Annotated in this window: 14 protein-coding genes; all 14 read left to right on the top strand. The window is 68.2% G+C overall.

All coding sequences use genetic code 11. The features are described 5' to 3' along the window. Positions 1 to 11 precede the first annotated feature (11 nt). The 14 genes from FFI97_RS15525 (at position 12) to FFI97_RS15460 (ending at position 16,522) form a co-directional block, all read left to right on the top strand. A complete protein-coding gene (locus FFI97_RS15525; RefSeq protein ID WP_139700302.1) occupies positions 12 to 758 on the top strand; it encodes a flagellar basal body rod protein FlgF in 747 nt (248 codons plus the stop codon). 23 nt (positions 759 to 781) lie between these two features. Then, positions 782 to 1,564, top strand: a complete 783-nt coding sequence (gene flgG, locus FFI97_RS15520) for a flagellar basal-body rod protein FlgG (RefSeq protein ID WP_062469245.1) — start codon at positions 782 to 784, stop codon at positions 1,562 to 1,564. Continuing rightward, a complete protein-coding gene (locus FFI97_RS15515; RefSeq protein WP_139700304.1) occupies positions 1,564 to 2,259 on the top strand; it encodes a flagellar basal body L-ring protein FlgH in 696 nt (231 codons plus the stop codon). Before flgG ends, FFI97_RS15515 begins: the two co-directional genes overlap by 1 nt. Then, positions 2,259 to 3,380 (top strand): flagellar basal body P-ring protein FlgI, encoded by a 1,122-nt coding sequence (locus FFI97_RS15510; protein ID WP_139700306.1) that lies wholly within the window; start codon positions 2,259 to 2,261, stop codon positions 3,378 to 3,380. The genes FFI97_RS15515 and FFI97_RS15510 overlap by 1 nt, the downstream gene beginning before the upstream one ends. Positions 3,381 to 3,390: 10 nt before the next feature. Continuing rightward, positions 3,391 to 4,383, top strand: coding sequence for a flagellar assembly peptidoglycan hydrolase FlgJ (gene flgJ / locus FFI97_RS15505; RefSeq protein WP_139700308.1), 993 nt, complete (start codon positions 3,391 to 3,393; stop codon positions 4,381 to 4,383). Positions 4,384 to 4,453: 70 nt separating this feature from the next. Continuing rightward, positions 4,454 to 6,019, top strand: coding sequence for a methyl-accepting chemotaxis protein (locus FFI97_RS15500; RefSeq protein ID WP_139700310.1), 1,566 nt, complete (start codon positions 4,454 to 4,456; stop codon positions 6,017 to 6,019). Between the two features lie 7 nt (positions 6,020 to 6,026). Next, a complete protein-coding gene (locus FFI97_RS15495; RefSeq protein ID WP_062469256.1) occupies positions 6,027 to 6,308 on the top strand; it encodes a hypothetical protein in 282 nt (93 codons plus the stop codon). Positions 6,309 to 6,498: 190 nt separating this feature from the next. Beyond that, positions 6,499 to 8,082, top strand: a complete 1,584-nt coding sequence (locus FFI97_RS15490) for a methyl-accepting chemotaxis protein (RefSeq protein ID WP_062469258.1) — start codon at positions 6,499 to 6,501, stop codon at positions 8,080 to 8,082. Between the two features lie 16 nt (positions 8,083 to 8,098). Continuing rightward, the gene (locus FFI97_RS15485) at positions 8,099 to 9,721 is read left to right on the top strand and encodes a methyl-accepting chemotaxis protein (RefSeq protein ID WP_139700312.1); all 1,623 of its coding nucleotides are present in this window, start codon (positions 8,099 to 8,101) and stop codon (positions 9,719 to 9,721) included. A 16-nt stretch (positions 9,722 to 9,737) separates the two neighbouring features. Then, positions 9,738 to 10,262 (top strand): chemotaxis protein CheW, encoded by a 525-nt coding sequence (locus tag FFI97_RS15480; protein WP_070061536.1) that lies wholly within the window; start codon positions 9,738 to 9,740, stop codon positions 10,260 to 10,262. Between the two features lie 10 nt (positions 10,263 to 10,272). Further along, positions 10,273 to 11,991, top strand: coding sequence for a methyl-accepting chemotaxis protein (locus tag FFI97_RS15475; RefSeq protein WP_139700314.1), 1,719 nt, complete (start codon positions 10,273 to 10,275; stop codon positions 11,989 to 11,991). Positions 11,992 to 12,102: 111 nt separating this feature from the next. After that, positions 12,103 to 14,067 carry a flagellar hook-associated protein FlgK gene (flgK, locus tag FFI97_RS15470; RefSeq protein ID WP_139700316.1) on the top strand — a complete coding sequence of 655 codons (1,965 nt, stop codon included), beginning with the start codon at positions 12,103 to 12,105 and terminating at the stop codon, positions 14,065 to 14,067. A 34-nt stretch (positions 14,068 to 14,101) separates the two neighbouring features. After that, positions 14,102 to 15,313, top strand: coding sequence for a flagellar hook-associated protein FlgL (gene flgL, locus FFI97_RS15465; RefSeq protein ID WP_139700318.1), 1,212 nt, complete (start codon positions 14,102 to 14,104; stop codon positions 15,311 to 15,313). A gap of 150 nt (positions 15,314 to 15,463) precedes the next feature. Further along, positions 15,464 to 16,522, top strand: coding sequence for a hypothetical protein (locus FFI97_RS15460; RefSeq protein WP_139700320.1), 1,059 nt, complete (start codon positions 15,464 to 15,466; stop codon positions 16,520 to 16,522). Positions 16,523 to 16,532: the final 10 nt, after the last annotated feature.

Below are 16,532 nucleotides of genomic sequence, written 5' to 3'. Positions count from 1 at the left end.
AGGAGCATTGCGTGGATCGAATGCTGTATGTCGCCATGAGCGGCGCCAAGCAGGCCATGGAGCAGCAGGCCGTGGTCGCCAACAACATGGCGAACGTCTCGACGCCGGGTTTCCGTGCGCAGATCGCGACCTTCCGCGCCGTGCCCGTGGTCGGCGAGGAAGCGCCCACGCGCGCCTTCGTGGCCGCCACCACGCCCGGCGCCGACTTCACCCACGGCCCGCTCACGCAGACCGGCCGCGCGCTCGACGTGGCCGTGGGCGGTGAAGGCTGGCTGGTGGTGCAGGCGGCCGACGGCGGCGAGGCCTACACGCGCGTCGGCAACCTGCAGATCGGCGCCGACGGCCAGCTCACGACGATGGGCGGGCGCCCCGTGGTGGGCGACAACGGCGCGCTCACCGTGCCACCGGGTTCGGCCGTGAGCATTGCATCGAACGGCCTCGTGGGCTCGCGAGACGCGGCTTCGACCGTGCTCACCGGCATCGCCGAGGTGGGGCGTCTCAAGCTGGTCAACCCGCCCGTGACCGACCTCGTGCGCGGCGACGACGGCCTGTTCCGCATGCGCGCCGACCTGCCGCCGGCCGAGGCCGACGAGGCCGTCACGCTCATCTCCGGCGCCATCGAGGGCAGCAACGTGCAGCCGGTCGATGCCATGGTGGCCATGATCGCCAACGCCCGCAGCTTCGAGATGCAGATGAAGTCGCTGCAGACCGCCGACATCAACGCGCAGACCGCCAACAAGCTGCTGGCCTACGGCTGACCCTCTTCCAGGAACTCCTTTCAATGATCCGCTCCCTCTACATCGCCAAGACCGGCCTGGACGCGCAGCAGACCCAGCTCGACGTGGTCTCCAACAACCTGGCCAACGTCGGCACCACCGGCTTCAAGCGCAGCCGCGCCGTGTTCGAAGACCTGGTCTACCAGAACCTGCGCCAGGTCGGCGGCCAGAGCTCCGACCAGACGCGCCTGCCTTCGGGCCTGCAGGTGGGCACCGGCGTGCACGTGGTCGCCACCGAGCGCATCCACTCGCAGGGCAACCTCACCAAGACCGACAAGCCGACCGACGTGGCCATCAGCGGCAGCGGCTTCTTCCAGGTGCTGATGCCCGATGGCACCACCTCGTACACGCGCGACGGCTCGTTCCAGACCGACCGCGACGGCCAGCTGGTCACGGCCAGCGGCTTCCCGGTGCAGCCCGCCATCACCATCCCGGCCAACGCCACCAGCATCACCGTGGGCCGCGACGGCATCGTGTCGGTGGTGCAGGCGGGAGGCACCAACACCGTGCAGGTCGGCCAGCTGCAGCTCGCGACCTTCGTCAACCCGACCGGCCTGCAGAGCCAGGGCGAGAACCTGTATGCCGAGACCGACGCCTCGGGCGCACCCAACCAGGTGAACCCCGGCGTGGACGGCGCGGGCACGCTGAGCCAGGGCTATGTCGAGGCCTCCAACGTCAACGTGGTGGAAGAGCTGGTCAACATGATCGCCACCCAGCGCTCGTACGAGATCAACAGCAAGGCGGTCCAGACCTCGGACCAGATGCTGCAGCGCCTGGCCCAGTTGTGATGCGGGCGGGGGTGCGTCTTCTTCGTCGGGCGGCGGCGCTGCTGCTCGTGGCCGCGCTGGCCGCCGGCTGTGCGCAGGTGCCGCGCGAGCCGCTGGTGCACCAGCCGATGACGGCGCGCGCCGACCAGTACGCGGCGGTGCAGGCGCGCCGCGCGCCGGGCGCGATCTTCCAGGACGGCCCCGGCGCCAACGCGCTGTTCGAAGACCGCCGCCCGCGCAACGTCGGCGACATCCTCACCATCCTCATCAGCGAGAAGGTCAACGCGACCAAGAACTCGGGCGCCAACGCCAGCCGCACGGGCAACACGACCAGCGTGTTCGCGGCCATTCCCAAGCTCATCGGCGGCCTGCTCGACGGACAGGACACCAAGCTGTCGGGCACCAACACGCTCAACGCCAAGGGCGGCGCCAACGCCAACAACACCTTCAACGGCGTGATCACCGTCACCGTGACCGACGTCATGGCCAACGGCAACCTGCTGGTGAGCGGCGAGAAGCAGATGGGCATCAACCAGGGCACCGAGTACATCCGCTTCTCGGGCGTGGTGAACCCGCGCACCGTGTCGGGCAACAACACCGTGCCCTCGACGCTGGTGGCCGATGCGCGCATCGAGTACTCGGCCAAGGGCTACATCGATGAAGCCCAGCACATGGGCTGGATGCAGCGCATCTTCTTGAATGTGATGCCATTCTGATGACACACCTCCAGGCTTCACCTACTTCGAATCGCTGGCGCATCGCGGCGCTGTGCGCGCTCCTGTTCATCGCGCCCGCGCATGCGGAACGCCTGAAGGAACTCGCCAGCATCCAGGGCGTGCGCGACAACCCGCTCATCGGCTACGGCCTCATGGTCGGCCTGGACGGCACGGGCGACCAGACGATGCAGACGCCGTTCACCACGCAGAGCCTGAACAACATGCTGCAGCAGCTGGGCATCACGATCCCGCAGGGCGTGAACATGCAGCTGAAGAACGTGGCGGCCGTCATGGTGACGGCCACGCTGCCGTCGTTCGCGCGGCCGGGCCAGAACATCGACGTCACCGTGTCGTCCATGGGCAATGCCAAGAGCCTGCGCGGCGGCACGCTGCTGATGACGCCGCTCAAGGGCGTGGACGGCGCGACCTACGCGGTGGCGCAGGGCAACATGGTGGTGGGCGGCGCGGGCGCCGCGGCCAACGGCAGCAAGGTGCAGGTCAACCAGCTGAGCTCGGGGCGCATTCCCGCCGGTGCGCTGGTGGAGCGCACGGTCGAGGCGCCGGTGGGCGCGGAGGGCTCCTTCACCATCGAGCTGAACCGCTCCGACTTCGGCACCGCGCAGCGCGCCACGGACGCCATCAACCGCCAGTTCGGCGCCGGCACCGCCGAGGCGATGGACGCGCGCGTGATTCGCGTGCAGGCGCCCGAGCCGCAGCGGCGCGTTGGCTTTCTCGCGCAGTTGCAGGAGCTCGAGGTCACGCCCACGCAGGCGGGCGCGCGCGTGGTGGTGAATGCGCGCACGGGCTCGGTCGTGATGAACCAGGCGGTGCGCGTGAAAGACTGCGCCATTGCGCACGGCAACCTGTCGGTGGTGATCAACACCGAGCCGGTGATCAGCCAGCCGGGCGCGTTCTCGGGCGGCAGCACCGTGGTGGCGCAGACCTCGCAGATTTCCGTCAACCAGGGCGGCGGCGCGATCCAGATGGTGCGCGGCGGCGCCTCGCTGGCCGATGTGGTCAAGGGCCTGAACAGCCTGGGTGCCAACCCGCAGGACCTGGTGTCGATCCTGCAGGCCATGAAGTCGGCCGGCGCTTTGAGCGCCGAGCTCGAGATCATCTGAGGCCGGCGGCATGACCATCTCTGCCCACACCGCGTGGACCGGCACCGACGCGGCCAGCCGCAGCGGCGCGCTCGACCAGCGTTTTGCGCTCGACGTGCAGGGCGTCGATGCGCTGCGGCGCACCGTGCGCACCTCGCCCGAAGAAGGCCTGCAGCAGGTCTCGCGCCAGTTCGAGGCCTTGTTCATGAACATGGTGCTCAAGAGCATGCGCGAGGCGACGCCCTCGAGCGGCCTGCTCGACAGCCAGGACCAGAAGGTCTATTTGTCGATGTTCGACCAGCAGCTCACACAGAACCTCTCGGGGCGCGGCGTGGGGCTGGCCGAGGCGATGCTGGCGCAGCTGCGGCGGCAATTGCCTTCGGCGGCGACCGAAGCCGACGACGGCATCGGCACGCGGGCGATGTCGCTCGAGCCGCCCGCCGGCCTGCCATACGGCCCGCGCGCGGGCATTCCCATCGGCTCTGCGCCTGGTGCGCGCGTGTCGACGGCGGCCGACCTCGGTGTCTATCAAGTCAGGAGCAGCCCCGCACCGGCGGCGAACGCCTCGCTGCAAGGCCAGGTCGATGCGTTCGTGGACCGCATGGGCGCTTCGGCACAGGCGGCCAGCGCCGCCAGCGGCGTGCCCGCGCCGCTGATCCTGGCGCAGGCCGCGCTCGAATCCGGCTGGGGCAAGCGAGAAATTCGCGCCGACGACGGCACGCAAAGCTTCAACCTCTTCGGCATCAAGGCCGACAAGGGCTGGAAGGGCGCGACGGTCGAGACCACCACCACCGAGTACATCGACGGCGAACCGCAGAAGGTGCGCGCGAAGTTCCGCGCCTACGCCTCGTACGAGGAGGCCTTCACCGACTACGCGCGCTTCATCACGCGCAACCCGCGCTACGCGAACGTGCTGGCCACCGCCGACCCGGCGCAGGCCGCGCACGGCCTGCAGCGCGCGGGCTATGCCACCGACCCGCGCTACGGCGAGAAGCTGGTTCGCATCATGCAGAAGTTCGGCTGAGCCGCTCGCACAGCCTGACTGCCCGGACCCGAGAACAACGACACGAGAGGCCCCGAGAGGAGACAAGCGAATGACGATAAAGAACTGGACGATCGGAATGCGGCTGGGCGCCGGCTTTGCGCTGGTGCTGGCGCTGCTGGTGGCCGTGGCGGGCATCGGCGTGCTGCGGCTGCAGGGCGTGGGCGAGGCCACGCAGGACATGGCGTCGCGCACCCTGTCGAAGGAGCGCCTGGCCACGGCCTGGCAGCTGGGCACGGCCACCAACAGCGTGCGCACCTTCTCGCTGCTCAAGAGCGACGACGCGCAGGTGCAGGCCCACCTGCAAAAGCAGATCGCCGCCACCAGCGCCACCATCTCCGAGACGCAGAAGGCGCTCGAGGCGCTGCTCGTGTCGCCGGAAGAGCTGGCGCTGAGCGCCGACATCCAGAAGCGGCGCGGCGAGTACATCGCGCTGCGCCAGCAGATCCTCCAGCTGAAGACCGAAGGCCGCAAGGACGAAGCCGCGACGCGCACCGACACGCAGCTGCTGCCGATGCTCGACGGCTACGACGCGGGCATCCGCGCCATGGTGACGCACCAGCAGAAGCACATCGACAGCACCGCCGCCGCCATCGACGCGCAGTACCGCGCAGGCCTCATCTACATCGTCGCGCTGGCCGCGGCCGCGCTGGCGCTGGGCGCGGTGCTCGCATGGCTGCTCACGCGCAGCATCGCCGATCCGGTGGCCGAGGCGCTGCTGATCGCCGAGACCGTGGCCTCCGGCGACCTGAGCCAGGAGTTCGAGACCGAGCGCGGCGGCGACTTCGGCCGGCTGCTGCGCGGCATGGGCGAGATGGAAGACACGCTCACCGACCTCGTGACGCGCATCAAGGCCTCGACCGATTCGATCGCGGTGGCGTCGCGGCAGATCGCGGCGGGCAACCAGGATCTTTCTTCGCGCACGGAAGAACAGGCCAGCTCGCTGGAGCAGACGGCGGCGTCGATGGAGGAGCTGACTTCGACCGTGAAGCAGAACGCGGACAACGCGCGGCAGGCGAACCAGCTGGCCGTCTCTGCTTCGGAAGTGGCAGTGAAGGGCGGCGCGGTCGTGTCGCAGGTGGTGGACACGATGGGCTCGATCAACGCTTCGTCGAAAAAGATCGTGGACATCATCGGCGTGATCGACGGCATCGCGTTCCAGACAAACATCCTGGCGTTGAATGCGGCCGTTGAAGCCGCACGCGCTGGCGAGCAAGGTCGCGGTTTCGCCGTCGTGGCTTCGGAAGTTCGCAGCTTGGCTCAACGCTCCGCAGCCGCCGCCAAGGAAATCAAGACCCTGATCGGCGACTCGGTAGAAAAGGTCGAAGAAGGCAGCAAGCAGGTCGCCGAAGCCGGCCGCACGATGGAAGAGATCGTGGGCAGCGTCAAGCGCGTGACCGACATCATGGGCGAGATCACGGCGGCGAGCCAGGAGCAGACCTCGGGCATCGAGCAGATCAACCAGGCGATCACGCAGATGGACCAGGTGACGCAGCAGAACGCGGCGCTGGTCGAAGAAGCCTCGGCCGCCGCGCAATCGCTGCAGGAACAGGCGGGCGCTCTGGTCGAGGCCGTGAGCACCTTCAAGCTCGACGCCGACGAAGCCGTTGCGGCCTGAACACCCCGTGTCCACGCATTTCCATCCGAAAGCCCTGCGCCGCGTCGGCATGGGCTTCGCCGCATTGCTCCTGCTGCTGGCCGTGGCGCTCTTCCTCGGCTTCCATGTCGGCACCGGTTGCGCCTGGGCGCTCCATGCCGTGTGGGCACTCGCGGGTGCCGCCTGCCTGACGGGCCTGGGGCTCGCGGGCTTCGCGGCGCATGCGCGGGCCCGTGCAAGTCACCACGACGCCAAGGTGGCCGAGCGGCTGGACCGGGTGTTCCAGCACGTCAACGCCACCGACGCCTGACAGAGAACGCATGCGCCCGCGCCCTGATCCGCACCGATATTCAGAAAAAAGACTCAAGTCTGGCGGCGTGCTGCCGATAACAGGGAGACGGGGTGGCGCAGGCCGCCGTCCCGCCATGCCGTCATGTCATGCCGGTGGCCCGCCGCGCGATGCGGCCACCGTCCCCCGTTATTGAAGGAAGAGAAGCGCAATGAGTTTGAAGGATCTGAAAATCGGCACCCGCCTGGGGCTCGGCTTCGCGGTGCTGCTGCTGCTGATGGCGTTCATTGCGGGCACGGGCGTGCTGCGCCTGACGAACGTGGGCCAGGCCACCGACGAGATGGTGCAGGGCGCGTTGGTCAAGGAGCGGCTGGCGGCCGAATGGCTCAGCCTGCTCAAGTCGAACACCGTCGCCAACTACGCGATGGTCAAGACCACCGACCCCGAGGTGGCGGCCTATTTCGCCAAGCTCCAGGCGGCGGGTTCGGCGCGCATCACGCCGGCGCAGAAGCAGCTGGAAGCCATGCTCGCCACGCCGGAAGAAAAGGCGCTCTATGCCGCGGTGGTCGCGGCGCGCGTCGTCGTGCTCGAGACCGTGGGCACGCTCAACAAGCTCAAGGACGAGAAGAAGATCGACGAAGCCAATGTGCTGGTCGACACTAAGTTCAGCGCGGCGCTCGCCGTCTACGCCGGCGCCGTCGAAAACCTGGCCAACCACCAGCGCGAGAAGATCGACGCCGCCGCCAAGGGCATCGCGGCCGACCACACCGAAGGCCGCACCACGCTGCTCGTGCTGTCGGCCATCGCGCTGGCGCTGGGCGCGCTGTTCGCCTGGCGCCTCACGCTGGGCATCGTGCGCCCGCTGGGCCATGCGCTCGAAGTGGCCGAGACGGTGGCCGCCGGCGACCTGAGCGCGAACATCCGCGTGGACAGCCGCGACGAAGCGGGCCAGCTGATGCAGGCGCTGAAGGACATGAACGCCAACCTGGCGAAGGTGGTGGGCGAAGTGCGCACGGGCACGGAGACCATTGCCACGGCCTCGGGGCAGATCGCTTCGGGCAACCAGGATTTGTCGTCGCGCACGGAAGAGCAGGCCAGCTCGCTGGAGCAGACGGCCGCTTCGATGGAAGAGCTGACCTCGACGGTGAAGCAGAACGCGGACAACGCGCGGCAAGCCAATCAATTGGCGGTTTCTGCTTCGGAAGTTGCAGTGAAGGGTGGGGCGGTCGTGTCGCAGGTCGTGGACACGATGGGCTCGATCAATGCATCTTCCAAGAAGATCGTCGACATCATCGGTGTGATCGACGGCATCGCGTTTCAGACCAACATCCTGGCGCTGAACGCTGCTGTTGAAGCCGCACGCGCTGGCGAGCAAGGTCGTGGCTTTGCCGTGGTCGCCTCCGAAGTCCGCAGCTTGGCCCAACGCTCCGCAGCCGCTGCGAAGGAAATCAAGACCCTGATCGGCGACTCGGTGGAGAAGGTCGAGGAAGGCAGCAAGCAAGTCGCAGAAGCCGGCCGCACGATGGAAGAAATCGTGGGCAGCGTGAAGCGCGTGACGGACATCATGGGCGAGATCACGGCGGCGAGCCAGGAACAGACCTCGGGCATCGAGCAGATCAACCAGGCGATCACGCAGATGGACCAGGTGACGCAGCAGAACGCGGCGCTGGTCGAGGAAGCCTCGGCCGCCGCGCAGTCGCTGCAGGAGCAGGCGGGCAGCCTGTCGCAGGTCGTCGGCGTGTTCCGCCTCGGCGGCAGCAGCAGCAGCCACGGCAACGCGCTGGCCCTGGCCTGAAGGCGACGCACCGGCCATGCGTGTCAACCTGCCCGTCACCGACATCGAATACGAACTCTCGAAGGAAGAGGCCCTGGTGTCCCGCACCGACCTCAAGGGCCGCATCACTTACGTCAACCCGGCCTTCGTCGCAGCCAGCGGCTTCACGGCCGGCGAACTGCTGGGCAAGGCGCACAACATCGTGCGCCACCCCGACGTGCCGCCCGAGGCCTTCGCCGACCTGTGGCGCACGCTCGACCAGGGCCTGCCCTGGACCGGCCTGATCAAGAACCGGCGCAAGAACGGCGACTTCTACTGGGTGCTGGCCAACGTCACGCCGATCCGCCACCAGGGCCGCGTGGAGGGCTACATGTCCGTGCGCAGCCGCCCCGCGCGCGAGGACGTGGCCGCCGCCGATGCCCTCTACCGCCGCATGCGGGAAGGCGAGGCCAAGGGCCTCGAGCTGCTGCAGGGCGAGGTGGTGCGCAGCGGCTGGGCCCATCCGTTGGCGCGGCTGCGGCGCATTCCGGTGCGGCGCCGCGTGTTCGGCGTGACCCTCGCGGCGGCCGCGCTGTCAGCAGGCCTGGGCGCGCTGGGCTGGATGGAAGCGTCCCGTCTGGCCGCTGCGTCCGGCGCGCACAGCTGGCTGCCCACCGCCGTGGCAGCGGGCAGCCTCGGCGCCGCGCTGGCGTGGCTGGGCCTGGGTGCGTTCCTCGGCCGCACGGTGTTCCGTCCGCTCGACGAAGCCATCGAGGTCGCGCGCACCATCGCGGGCGGCGACCTCGTGCGCTTCACGGTGCGGCCCGGCGACGAGGTCTCGGGGCTGCTGCGCGCGTTGAACCAGATGAGCGCCAACCTCTTCGCGATCGTCGCGGACGTGGGCGCGAACGTCGCGGGCGTGATGTCGGCGTCGAGCCAGATCGCTTCGGGCAACGAGGACCTGTCCTCGCGCACCGAGCAGCAGGCCAGCTCGCTCGAGCAGACGGCGGCATCGATGGAAGAGCTGACCTCGACGGTGAAGCAGAACGCGGACAACGCGCTGCAGGCGAACCAGCTGGCCGTTTCCGCCTCCGAAGTGGCGGTGAAGGGCGGCGCGGTGGTCTCGCAGGTCGTGGACACGATGGGCTCGATCAACGCCTCGTCGAAAAAGATCGTCGACATCATCGGCGTGATCGACGGCATCGCGTTCCAGACCAACATCCTGGCGCTGAACGCGGCCGTGGAAGCCGCGCGCGCGGGCGAGCAGGGCAAGGGCTTCGCCGTGGTCGCGTCGGAAGTGCGCAGCCTCGCGCAGCGCTCGGCCGCAGCCGCGAAAGAAATCAAGACCCTCATCGGCGACTCGGTGGAGAAGGTCGAGGCGGGCAGCAAGCAGGTGGCCGAGGCCGGCCGCACCATGCAGGAGATCGTCGGCAGCGTGAAGCGCGTGACCGACATCATGGGCGAGATCACGACCGCGAGCCAGGAGCAGACCTCGGGCATCGAGCAGATCAACCGGGCCATCGCGCAGATGGACCAGGTCACGCAGCAGAACGCCGCATTGGTCGAGGAGGCCTCGGCCACGGCGCAGTCGCTGCAGGAACAGGCGCAGGGCCTGGTCCGGGCCGCAGGGGTATTCAGGACCGGGGCGGGCGAGGGTGCCGGCGCCCGGGATGCGTATTGAACGAGGAGAAGAACACATGTTGAACAACACCAGAGACACATCACCGCGATCGAATGGCGCGGCGCCGTCCGCGTCCACCGTGGCCAACCGCCTGGAGGTCGTGACCTTCAAGCTCGGCGACGAGGAATACGGCATCGACATCCAGAAGGTGCAGGAGCTGCGCGGCTACGACGCCGTGACGCGCATCGCGAACGCGCCGGACTACATCAAGGGCGTGGTCAACCTGCGCGGCATCATCGTGCCGATCATCGACATGCGCATCAAGTTCGAGCTGGGCGCGCCCACCTACGACCAGTTCACGGTGGTGATCGTGCTGAACATCTCGGGCCGCGTGGTGGGCATGGTGGTGGACAGCGTGTCCGACGTGATCACGCTCACGGCCGAGCAGATCAAGCCGGCGCCCGAGATGGGCTCGGTGCTCGACACCGACTACCTGATCGGCCTGGGCACGCTGGACGAACGCATGCTGATCCTGGTGGACATCGACCGGCTGATGTCCAGCGAAGAAATGGGCCTCATCGAAGCCGCCGCCACCGTTTGAGGACCACCCCATGACATTCTTTTCGAACCTTCGCATCGGCACCCGCCTGACCCTTGCCTTCGCCATCGTGCTGGGGCTGACGCTCATCTCCAGCGCGGTGGGGCTGATGTCGGCGCACAAGAACGCCGAAGCCACGCGCATCATGATGCAGAGCCCGCTGGCCAAGGAGCGGCTCATTTCCGACTGGTACGTGCTGACCTACTCGGCCATCGCACGCACCTCGATGATCGCGCGCACCACCGACGAGGCGCTGCCGATGCTCTTCGCCGACGTGATCTCCGAGAGCGTGAAGAAGGGCAGCGAGACCATGGCCAAGGTCGAGGCGCTGCTGGTCACCGATGAAGAAAAGACGACCTACAAGTCCATCGTCGAGCTGCGCGCCAAGTACCAGGCCGCCAAGGACGAGGTGACCCGCGCCAAGGCCAGCGGCAACACGGTCGAGACCGTGCGCGCCTACCAGCTGTCGTTCCAGCCGGCCGCCAAGGCCTATGAGAACCGCGTGCTCGAGCTGCTGGCCATCGAACGCCGCGCCATCGACGACATGAGCCACGCCATCGACGCGGCGAATGCGAAGAGCTTCAACCTGCGGCTGCTGCTGACGGCACTCACGGTGCTGCTGGGCGGCCTGTTCGCCTTCTTCATCTCGCGCAGCATCGTGCGCCCGCTGGCCAAGGCCGTGGGCGTGGCCGAGACGGTGGCGGCGGGCGACCTGAGCGCGAACATTCGCGTGGACAGCCGTGACGAGACGGGCCAGCTGATGCAGGCGCTGAAGGACATGAACGCCAACCTGGCGAAGGTGGTGGGCGAGGTGCGCACGGGCACGGAGACCATTGCCACGGCCTCGGGGCAGATTGCTTCGGGCAACCAGGATCTTTCTTCGCGCACGGAGGAACAGGCGAGTTCGCTGGAGCAGACGGCCGCTTCGATGGAAGAGCTGACCTCGACGGTGAAGCAGAACGCGGACAACGCGCGTCAAGCGAATCAGCTGGCAGTCTCTGCCTCTGAGGTCGCCGTCAAGGGTGGCGCGGTGGTGTCGCAGGTGGTGGACACGATGGGCTCGATCAATGCTTCGTCCAAGAAGATCGTCGACATCATCGGCGTGATCGATGGCATCGCATTCCAGACCAACATCCTGGCGCTGAACGCGGCGGTTGAAGCGGCTCGTGCAGGTGAGCAAGGTCGCGGCTTCGCCGTCGTGGCTTCCGAAGTCCGCAGCCTCGCCCAACGCTCCGCAGCAGCCGCCAAGGAAATCAAGACCCTGATCGGCGACTCGGTAGAGAAGGTCGAAGAAGGCAGCAAGCAGGTCGCCGAAGCCGGCCGCACGATGGAAGAGATCGTGGGCAGCGTCAAGCGCGTGACCGACATCATGGGCGAGATCACGGCGGCGAGCCAGGAACAGACCTCGGGCATCGAGCAGATCAACCAGGCGATCACGCAGATGGACCAGGTGACGCAGCAGAACGCGGCGCTGGTCGAGGAAGCGTCGGCCGCCGCGCAGTCGCTTCAGGAACAGGCCGGCGCCCTGGTGCAGGCCGTGAGCGTCTTCAAGCTCGACGCGAACGCGGTCGCGACGACCCGCGCCAGCTTCACGCGCATCACGCCGATTCCCAAGCCGCCGAAGCCGACGCCCAAGCCGCGTGCCAAGGCGCTGCCCACGCGCCGCGAACCCACCGGGACGCCGCAGCTGGCCATGGCCGGCGATGCCAAGGGCGACTGGTCGGAGTTCTGAGCCAGGCGTAAAGACGACGCGTGCCCTCAACTTCGAGCGCGCGCTGCCGATAACCACGGGGAGGCATCGCGCGATGCCGCTCCCCCACACCCCTTTGACAGGTAAAGCCTTATGTCCGGAAGCATGTTCTACACAGGTCTGAGCGGCCTCGCGGTCGCCCGCACCGCGCTGATGACCACGGCCCACAACACCGCCAACGTGTACACGGCCGGCTACAGCCGCCAGATCGCGCAGATCGCCTCGGCCGGCGGCATTGCCAGCGGCTCGGGCTTCATCGGCTCGGGCGCCAACGTGACGACCGTGTCGCGCAGCTACGACCGCTACCTCACGGCGCAGCTGGCCACCGCGCAGTCGCAGTCGGCCGCGCTCGCCACCAACGGCGTGCAGGTCAACCGCATCGACCAGCTGCTGGCCGACAAGACCTCGGGCATCGCGCCGCTGATGCAGAGCTTCTTCACCAGCGTGCAGGGCGTGGCCAACACGCCGGCCGACCCGGCGGCGCGCCAGCAGATGATCAGCGCGGCGCAGTCGCTGGCCAGCAAGTTCCGCGCGACCGACCAGTACCTGTCGGACCTGAACACCTCGGTCAACGAGCAGATCGTGGGCAGCGTGAGCCAGATCAACACTTACGCCGCCAAGATCGCCAGCCTGAACCAGCAGATCAGCCAGATGAGCGCGGTGGCCGGCGGCCAGGCACCCAACGACCTGCTCGACCAGCGCGACCAGCTCGTGAGCGAGCTGAGCCAGGTGGTCGACGTGCGCGTGCTGCAGCAGGACGACGGCAAGTACAACGTGTTCATCGCCACCGGCCAGTCGCTGGTGGTGGGCGACCATGCCTCGAAGATGGCGGCGGTGACGTCGTCGGCCGACCCCACGCGCCAGGTGGTGGCGCTGTCGGGCTTTGCCGGCAACACCGTCGAGCTCGACGACAGCGCCTTCACCGGCGGCGTGCTCGGCGGCCTCATGGCCTTCCGCAAGGACACGCTGATCCCCACGCAGAACGCCATCGGCCGGCTCGCCATGTCGGTGGCCGACGCGGTGAACGCGCAGCACAAGCTGGGCGTGGACCTGAACGGCGCACTGGGCCAGAACTTCTTCTCGCAGGCCGTGCCGGGCACCATCGCCAATGCTGGCAACGCCGGCAACCTCGAGCTCGGCGCCACGCTGACCGATGCGTCCAAGCTCACCACGAGCGACTACAACGTGAGCGTGACCGACGTGGCGGGCACGCTCACCTACACGGTCACGCGGCTCTCGGACAAGACGCCGATGGGCAGCTTCACCACCTTCCCGATCAGCTTCGACGGCGTGAGCCTCACGGCCGCGAGCGGCACGGCGCAGGCCGGCGATTCGTTCCTGGTGCAGCCCACGCGCACCGGCGCGCGCGACCTCGAGGTGCTGGTGCGCGACCCGGCCAAGGTGGCCGCCGCCTCGCCCGTGATCACCGGCAACACCGCAGGCAACAAGGGCAGCGGCGCACTGGGCGCGGCCACCGTCGACGCCGCCTACCCGGGCTCGCCGCTGGCCGGCAACGTCACGCTGAGCTTCAACGCGGGCACCGGCACGCTGTCGGGCTTTCCGGCCGGCTCGGCCGTGACCGTCACGCGCGCCGACGGCACCGCCACCAGCTACCCGGCCGGCACGCCCGTGCCGTACACGGCCGGCGCGAAGATGAGCTTCGACGGCATCACCGTCGCCATGACGGGCGCGCCCGCGCAGGGCGACACCTTCACCATCGGCAAGAACACCGGCGGCGTCTCCGACGGCGGCAATGCGCTGCTGCTGGGCGCGCTGCAGCGCAAGACCACGATGTCGAACGGCACCGCGACCTTCAACGGCGCCTACTCGCAGCTGGTGAGCGACGTCGGCAACCGCGCCATGTCGATCAAGGTGGCCGCCGTCACGCAGGACAGCGTGACCGGCCAGATCAAGGCCAGCCAGCGCGCGATTTCCGGCGTGGTGCAGGACGAGGAAACCGGCAACCTGCTGATGTTCCAGCAGATGTACCAGGCCAACGCCAAGGTGATCCAGACCGCCTCGGCGATGTTCGACGCCATCCTCGGCATCCGCAGCTGATCGTTCACCCCCCGCACAGATTTCAGGACCCGCGATGCGCATCAGCACCCAATCCTTCTACGAACAGAGCCTGCAGTCGATGGGCCTGCAGCAGCAGAAGCTGTTCAAGGTCCAGCAGCAGCTGGCGACCAACTCCAAGTTCCTGACGGCCGGCGACGACCCGGTGGGCGCGGCGCGCGCGCTCGGCGTGAGCCAGACGCTGGCGGAGGGCGCCCAGTTCACCACCAGCCGCCAACGCGCGGCGCTGGCGCTGTCGACCGAAGAGAACGCACTCGACTCGGTGACGTCGATCCTGCAGCACGTGAAGACGCTGGTCGTGCAGGCCGGCGGCGGCGGCCTGTCGGACGCCGATCGCGGCTCGCTTGCCACGGCCATCCAGAGCAGCCTGGAGCAGCTCGTGGGCGTGGCCAACAGCGACAACGGCAGCGGCCAGTACCTGTTTGCCGGCTACAAGAGCGGCAGCCCGCCCTTCGTGATGGCTGCCGGCGGTGGCGTGCAGTACGTGGGCGACCAGGGCGAGCGGCTGATGCAGATCGACGTGGCGCGCCAGATGTCGACCTCGGACGACGGCCGCAGCATCTTCCAGTCGGTGCAAGGCGGTGCGGGCTACGTGACCTCGGGCTCGCCTGCCAACACCGGCTCGGGCGTGTTCGGCGCGGTGAGCATCACCGACGCCACCGCACCGAACTACGGCCGTGACTTCACCATCCGCTTCACCGGCACCGACTACACGGTGATGACCAAGGACACGCCGCCGGTCGTGGCCGCGAGCGGCCCGTTCACCGCCGGCACCCCGATCTCGTTCGGCGGCGTGCAGCTCGCCATCAGCGGCACCCCGGCCAACGGCGACAGCTTCGACGTGTCGACCGCGCAGAACGCCGGCACCGACATCTTCGCGGCCCTGGGCGAGCTGGTGAGCGCGCTGCGCGCACCGCTCAACGGCGGCGGCGCGGCGGCCCAGGCGCAGCTGCGCAACGCCTTGAGCACTGCCAACGTGAAGGTCACGAACGCGCACGACAACGTGCTCACCGTGCTGTCGTCGGTGGGCTCGCGCCAGGTCGAGCTGCAGGCGCTCGACAGCGCCGGTGCGATGAACAAGCTGCAGGAGGAAAGCTACCTGTCATCGATCGAGGACCTCGATCCGTACACGGCGATTTCCGAGTTCTACCAGCGGCAGTCGTCGCTGCAGGCGACGCAGATGACGTTTGCCAAGCTGAACAGCATCTCGCTTTTCAACTACCTGTAGGCGCGCGGGGCGACCACCTCCGGTCCCGGCGCGCCCGTTGGCGCGTGAGGGCGTCTCCAGCGCCACCGCTTCCCGTGGCCTCCCACAAAAGCGGTATTTCGTTTGCGAATCGGCCGGCTAGATTCAGGCGCCATCCTGGAGGAGAAAAGCATGCCGATCGTTCGCACCCTGGCCCTGAGCGTCTTCCTGCTGGGCACGGCCTTGCCCGCCCTGGCCGCGAACGACGGCACCGACAGCCATTGCGTCATCGGCAAGGACAGCACGCTTTTCAACCAATGCAACTACAGCGTCGACGTCGGCTTCTGCGTCGAGAACCCGCGGCAGACCAAGCACTTCTTCGACAGCTCCGAGGCCTTCCAGTGTCCCAACGGCGGACTCAGCACGCTGGGCCCCGGCAAGAAGGAGGGCAACCTCCTGCACGGCACCGTGCACTGGTGGGCCTGCTCGACCAAGCACCGGGGCACGGGCCGCTGGCGGTACGTGGAGGGGCGAGGCTACCGGGGGTACTGCTTCTCCGAGAAGGAAGCGAAGGCCGGAAACCCGGCGCCTTCCCAGCGAACGCGCGCCTCCTCGGAAGAATGCAAGGCGCTGCAGCAACGCGCCACGCAGGCCTCGGGCCCCGGCGCGGACCGCATCCACAACTACACGATGATCGAGTACCTCGATCGCAGCTGCGGCAACCTGACGCCCGAAGATCGCGCGGCCACGCGCAAGGTCTATCAGCAGGAGTACGTGCGGCTCGTCTCCGAATGCAGGCATTCGGGCGCCAGGAACTGCGACTCGGCCGCCATGCCGAACGAGGCCGCGGCGCCGGAACGTCCGACGGTCCAGGCGGGCAGCGTCCCCGCGGCGAGGGCACCCTCGCGCAGCGAACCCTCCGTGGACATGCTGATGTCGCGCTGCTCGGACGCCCTGCGGACCGCCATCGACACCTTCTATCAATCGGAGGTGGAGGCCGACCGCTACTACCGCCGCACGCACACCGGGTCGCGCGAGCGCGTACAGGGCTGGATGACGGAAAAAGCCAGGGTCGAATATGCCGCAGGCGCGCTGGCCGTTCCGCCCCAGTCGCTGGCCGAGTACCACGCCGGGGCACTGCAGGAGGCGGCGAGCCGGACCCGGCCGATGGGCAATGGCCTGCACGATCCCCATCGCGAACAGGCGCTGCTGCGGGCCTGCTACATGAAGGCGCGCCTCGACAGCCGCTAGAGGCCCGTGC

The organism is Variovorax sp. KBS0712, assembly GCF_006323185.2.
GTDB lineage: Bacteria > Pseudomonadota > Gammaproteobacteria > Burkholderiales > Burkholderiaceae_C > Variovorax > Variovorax boronicumulans.
Note: the sequence above shows the minus strand (reverse complement) of the source record. Positions and strands in the feature narration are given on the sequence as shown.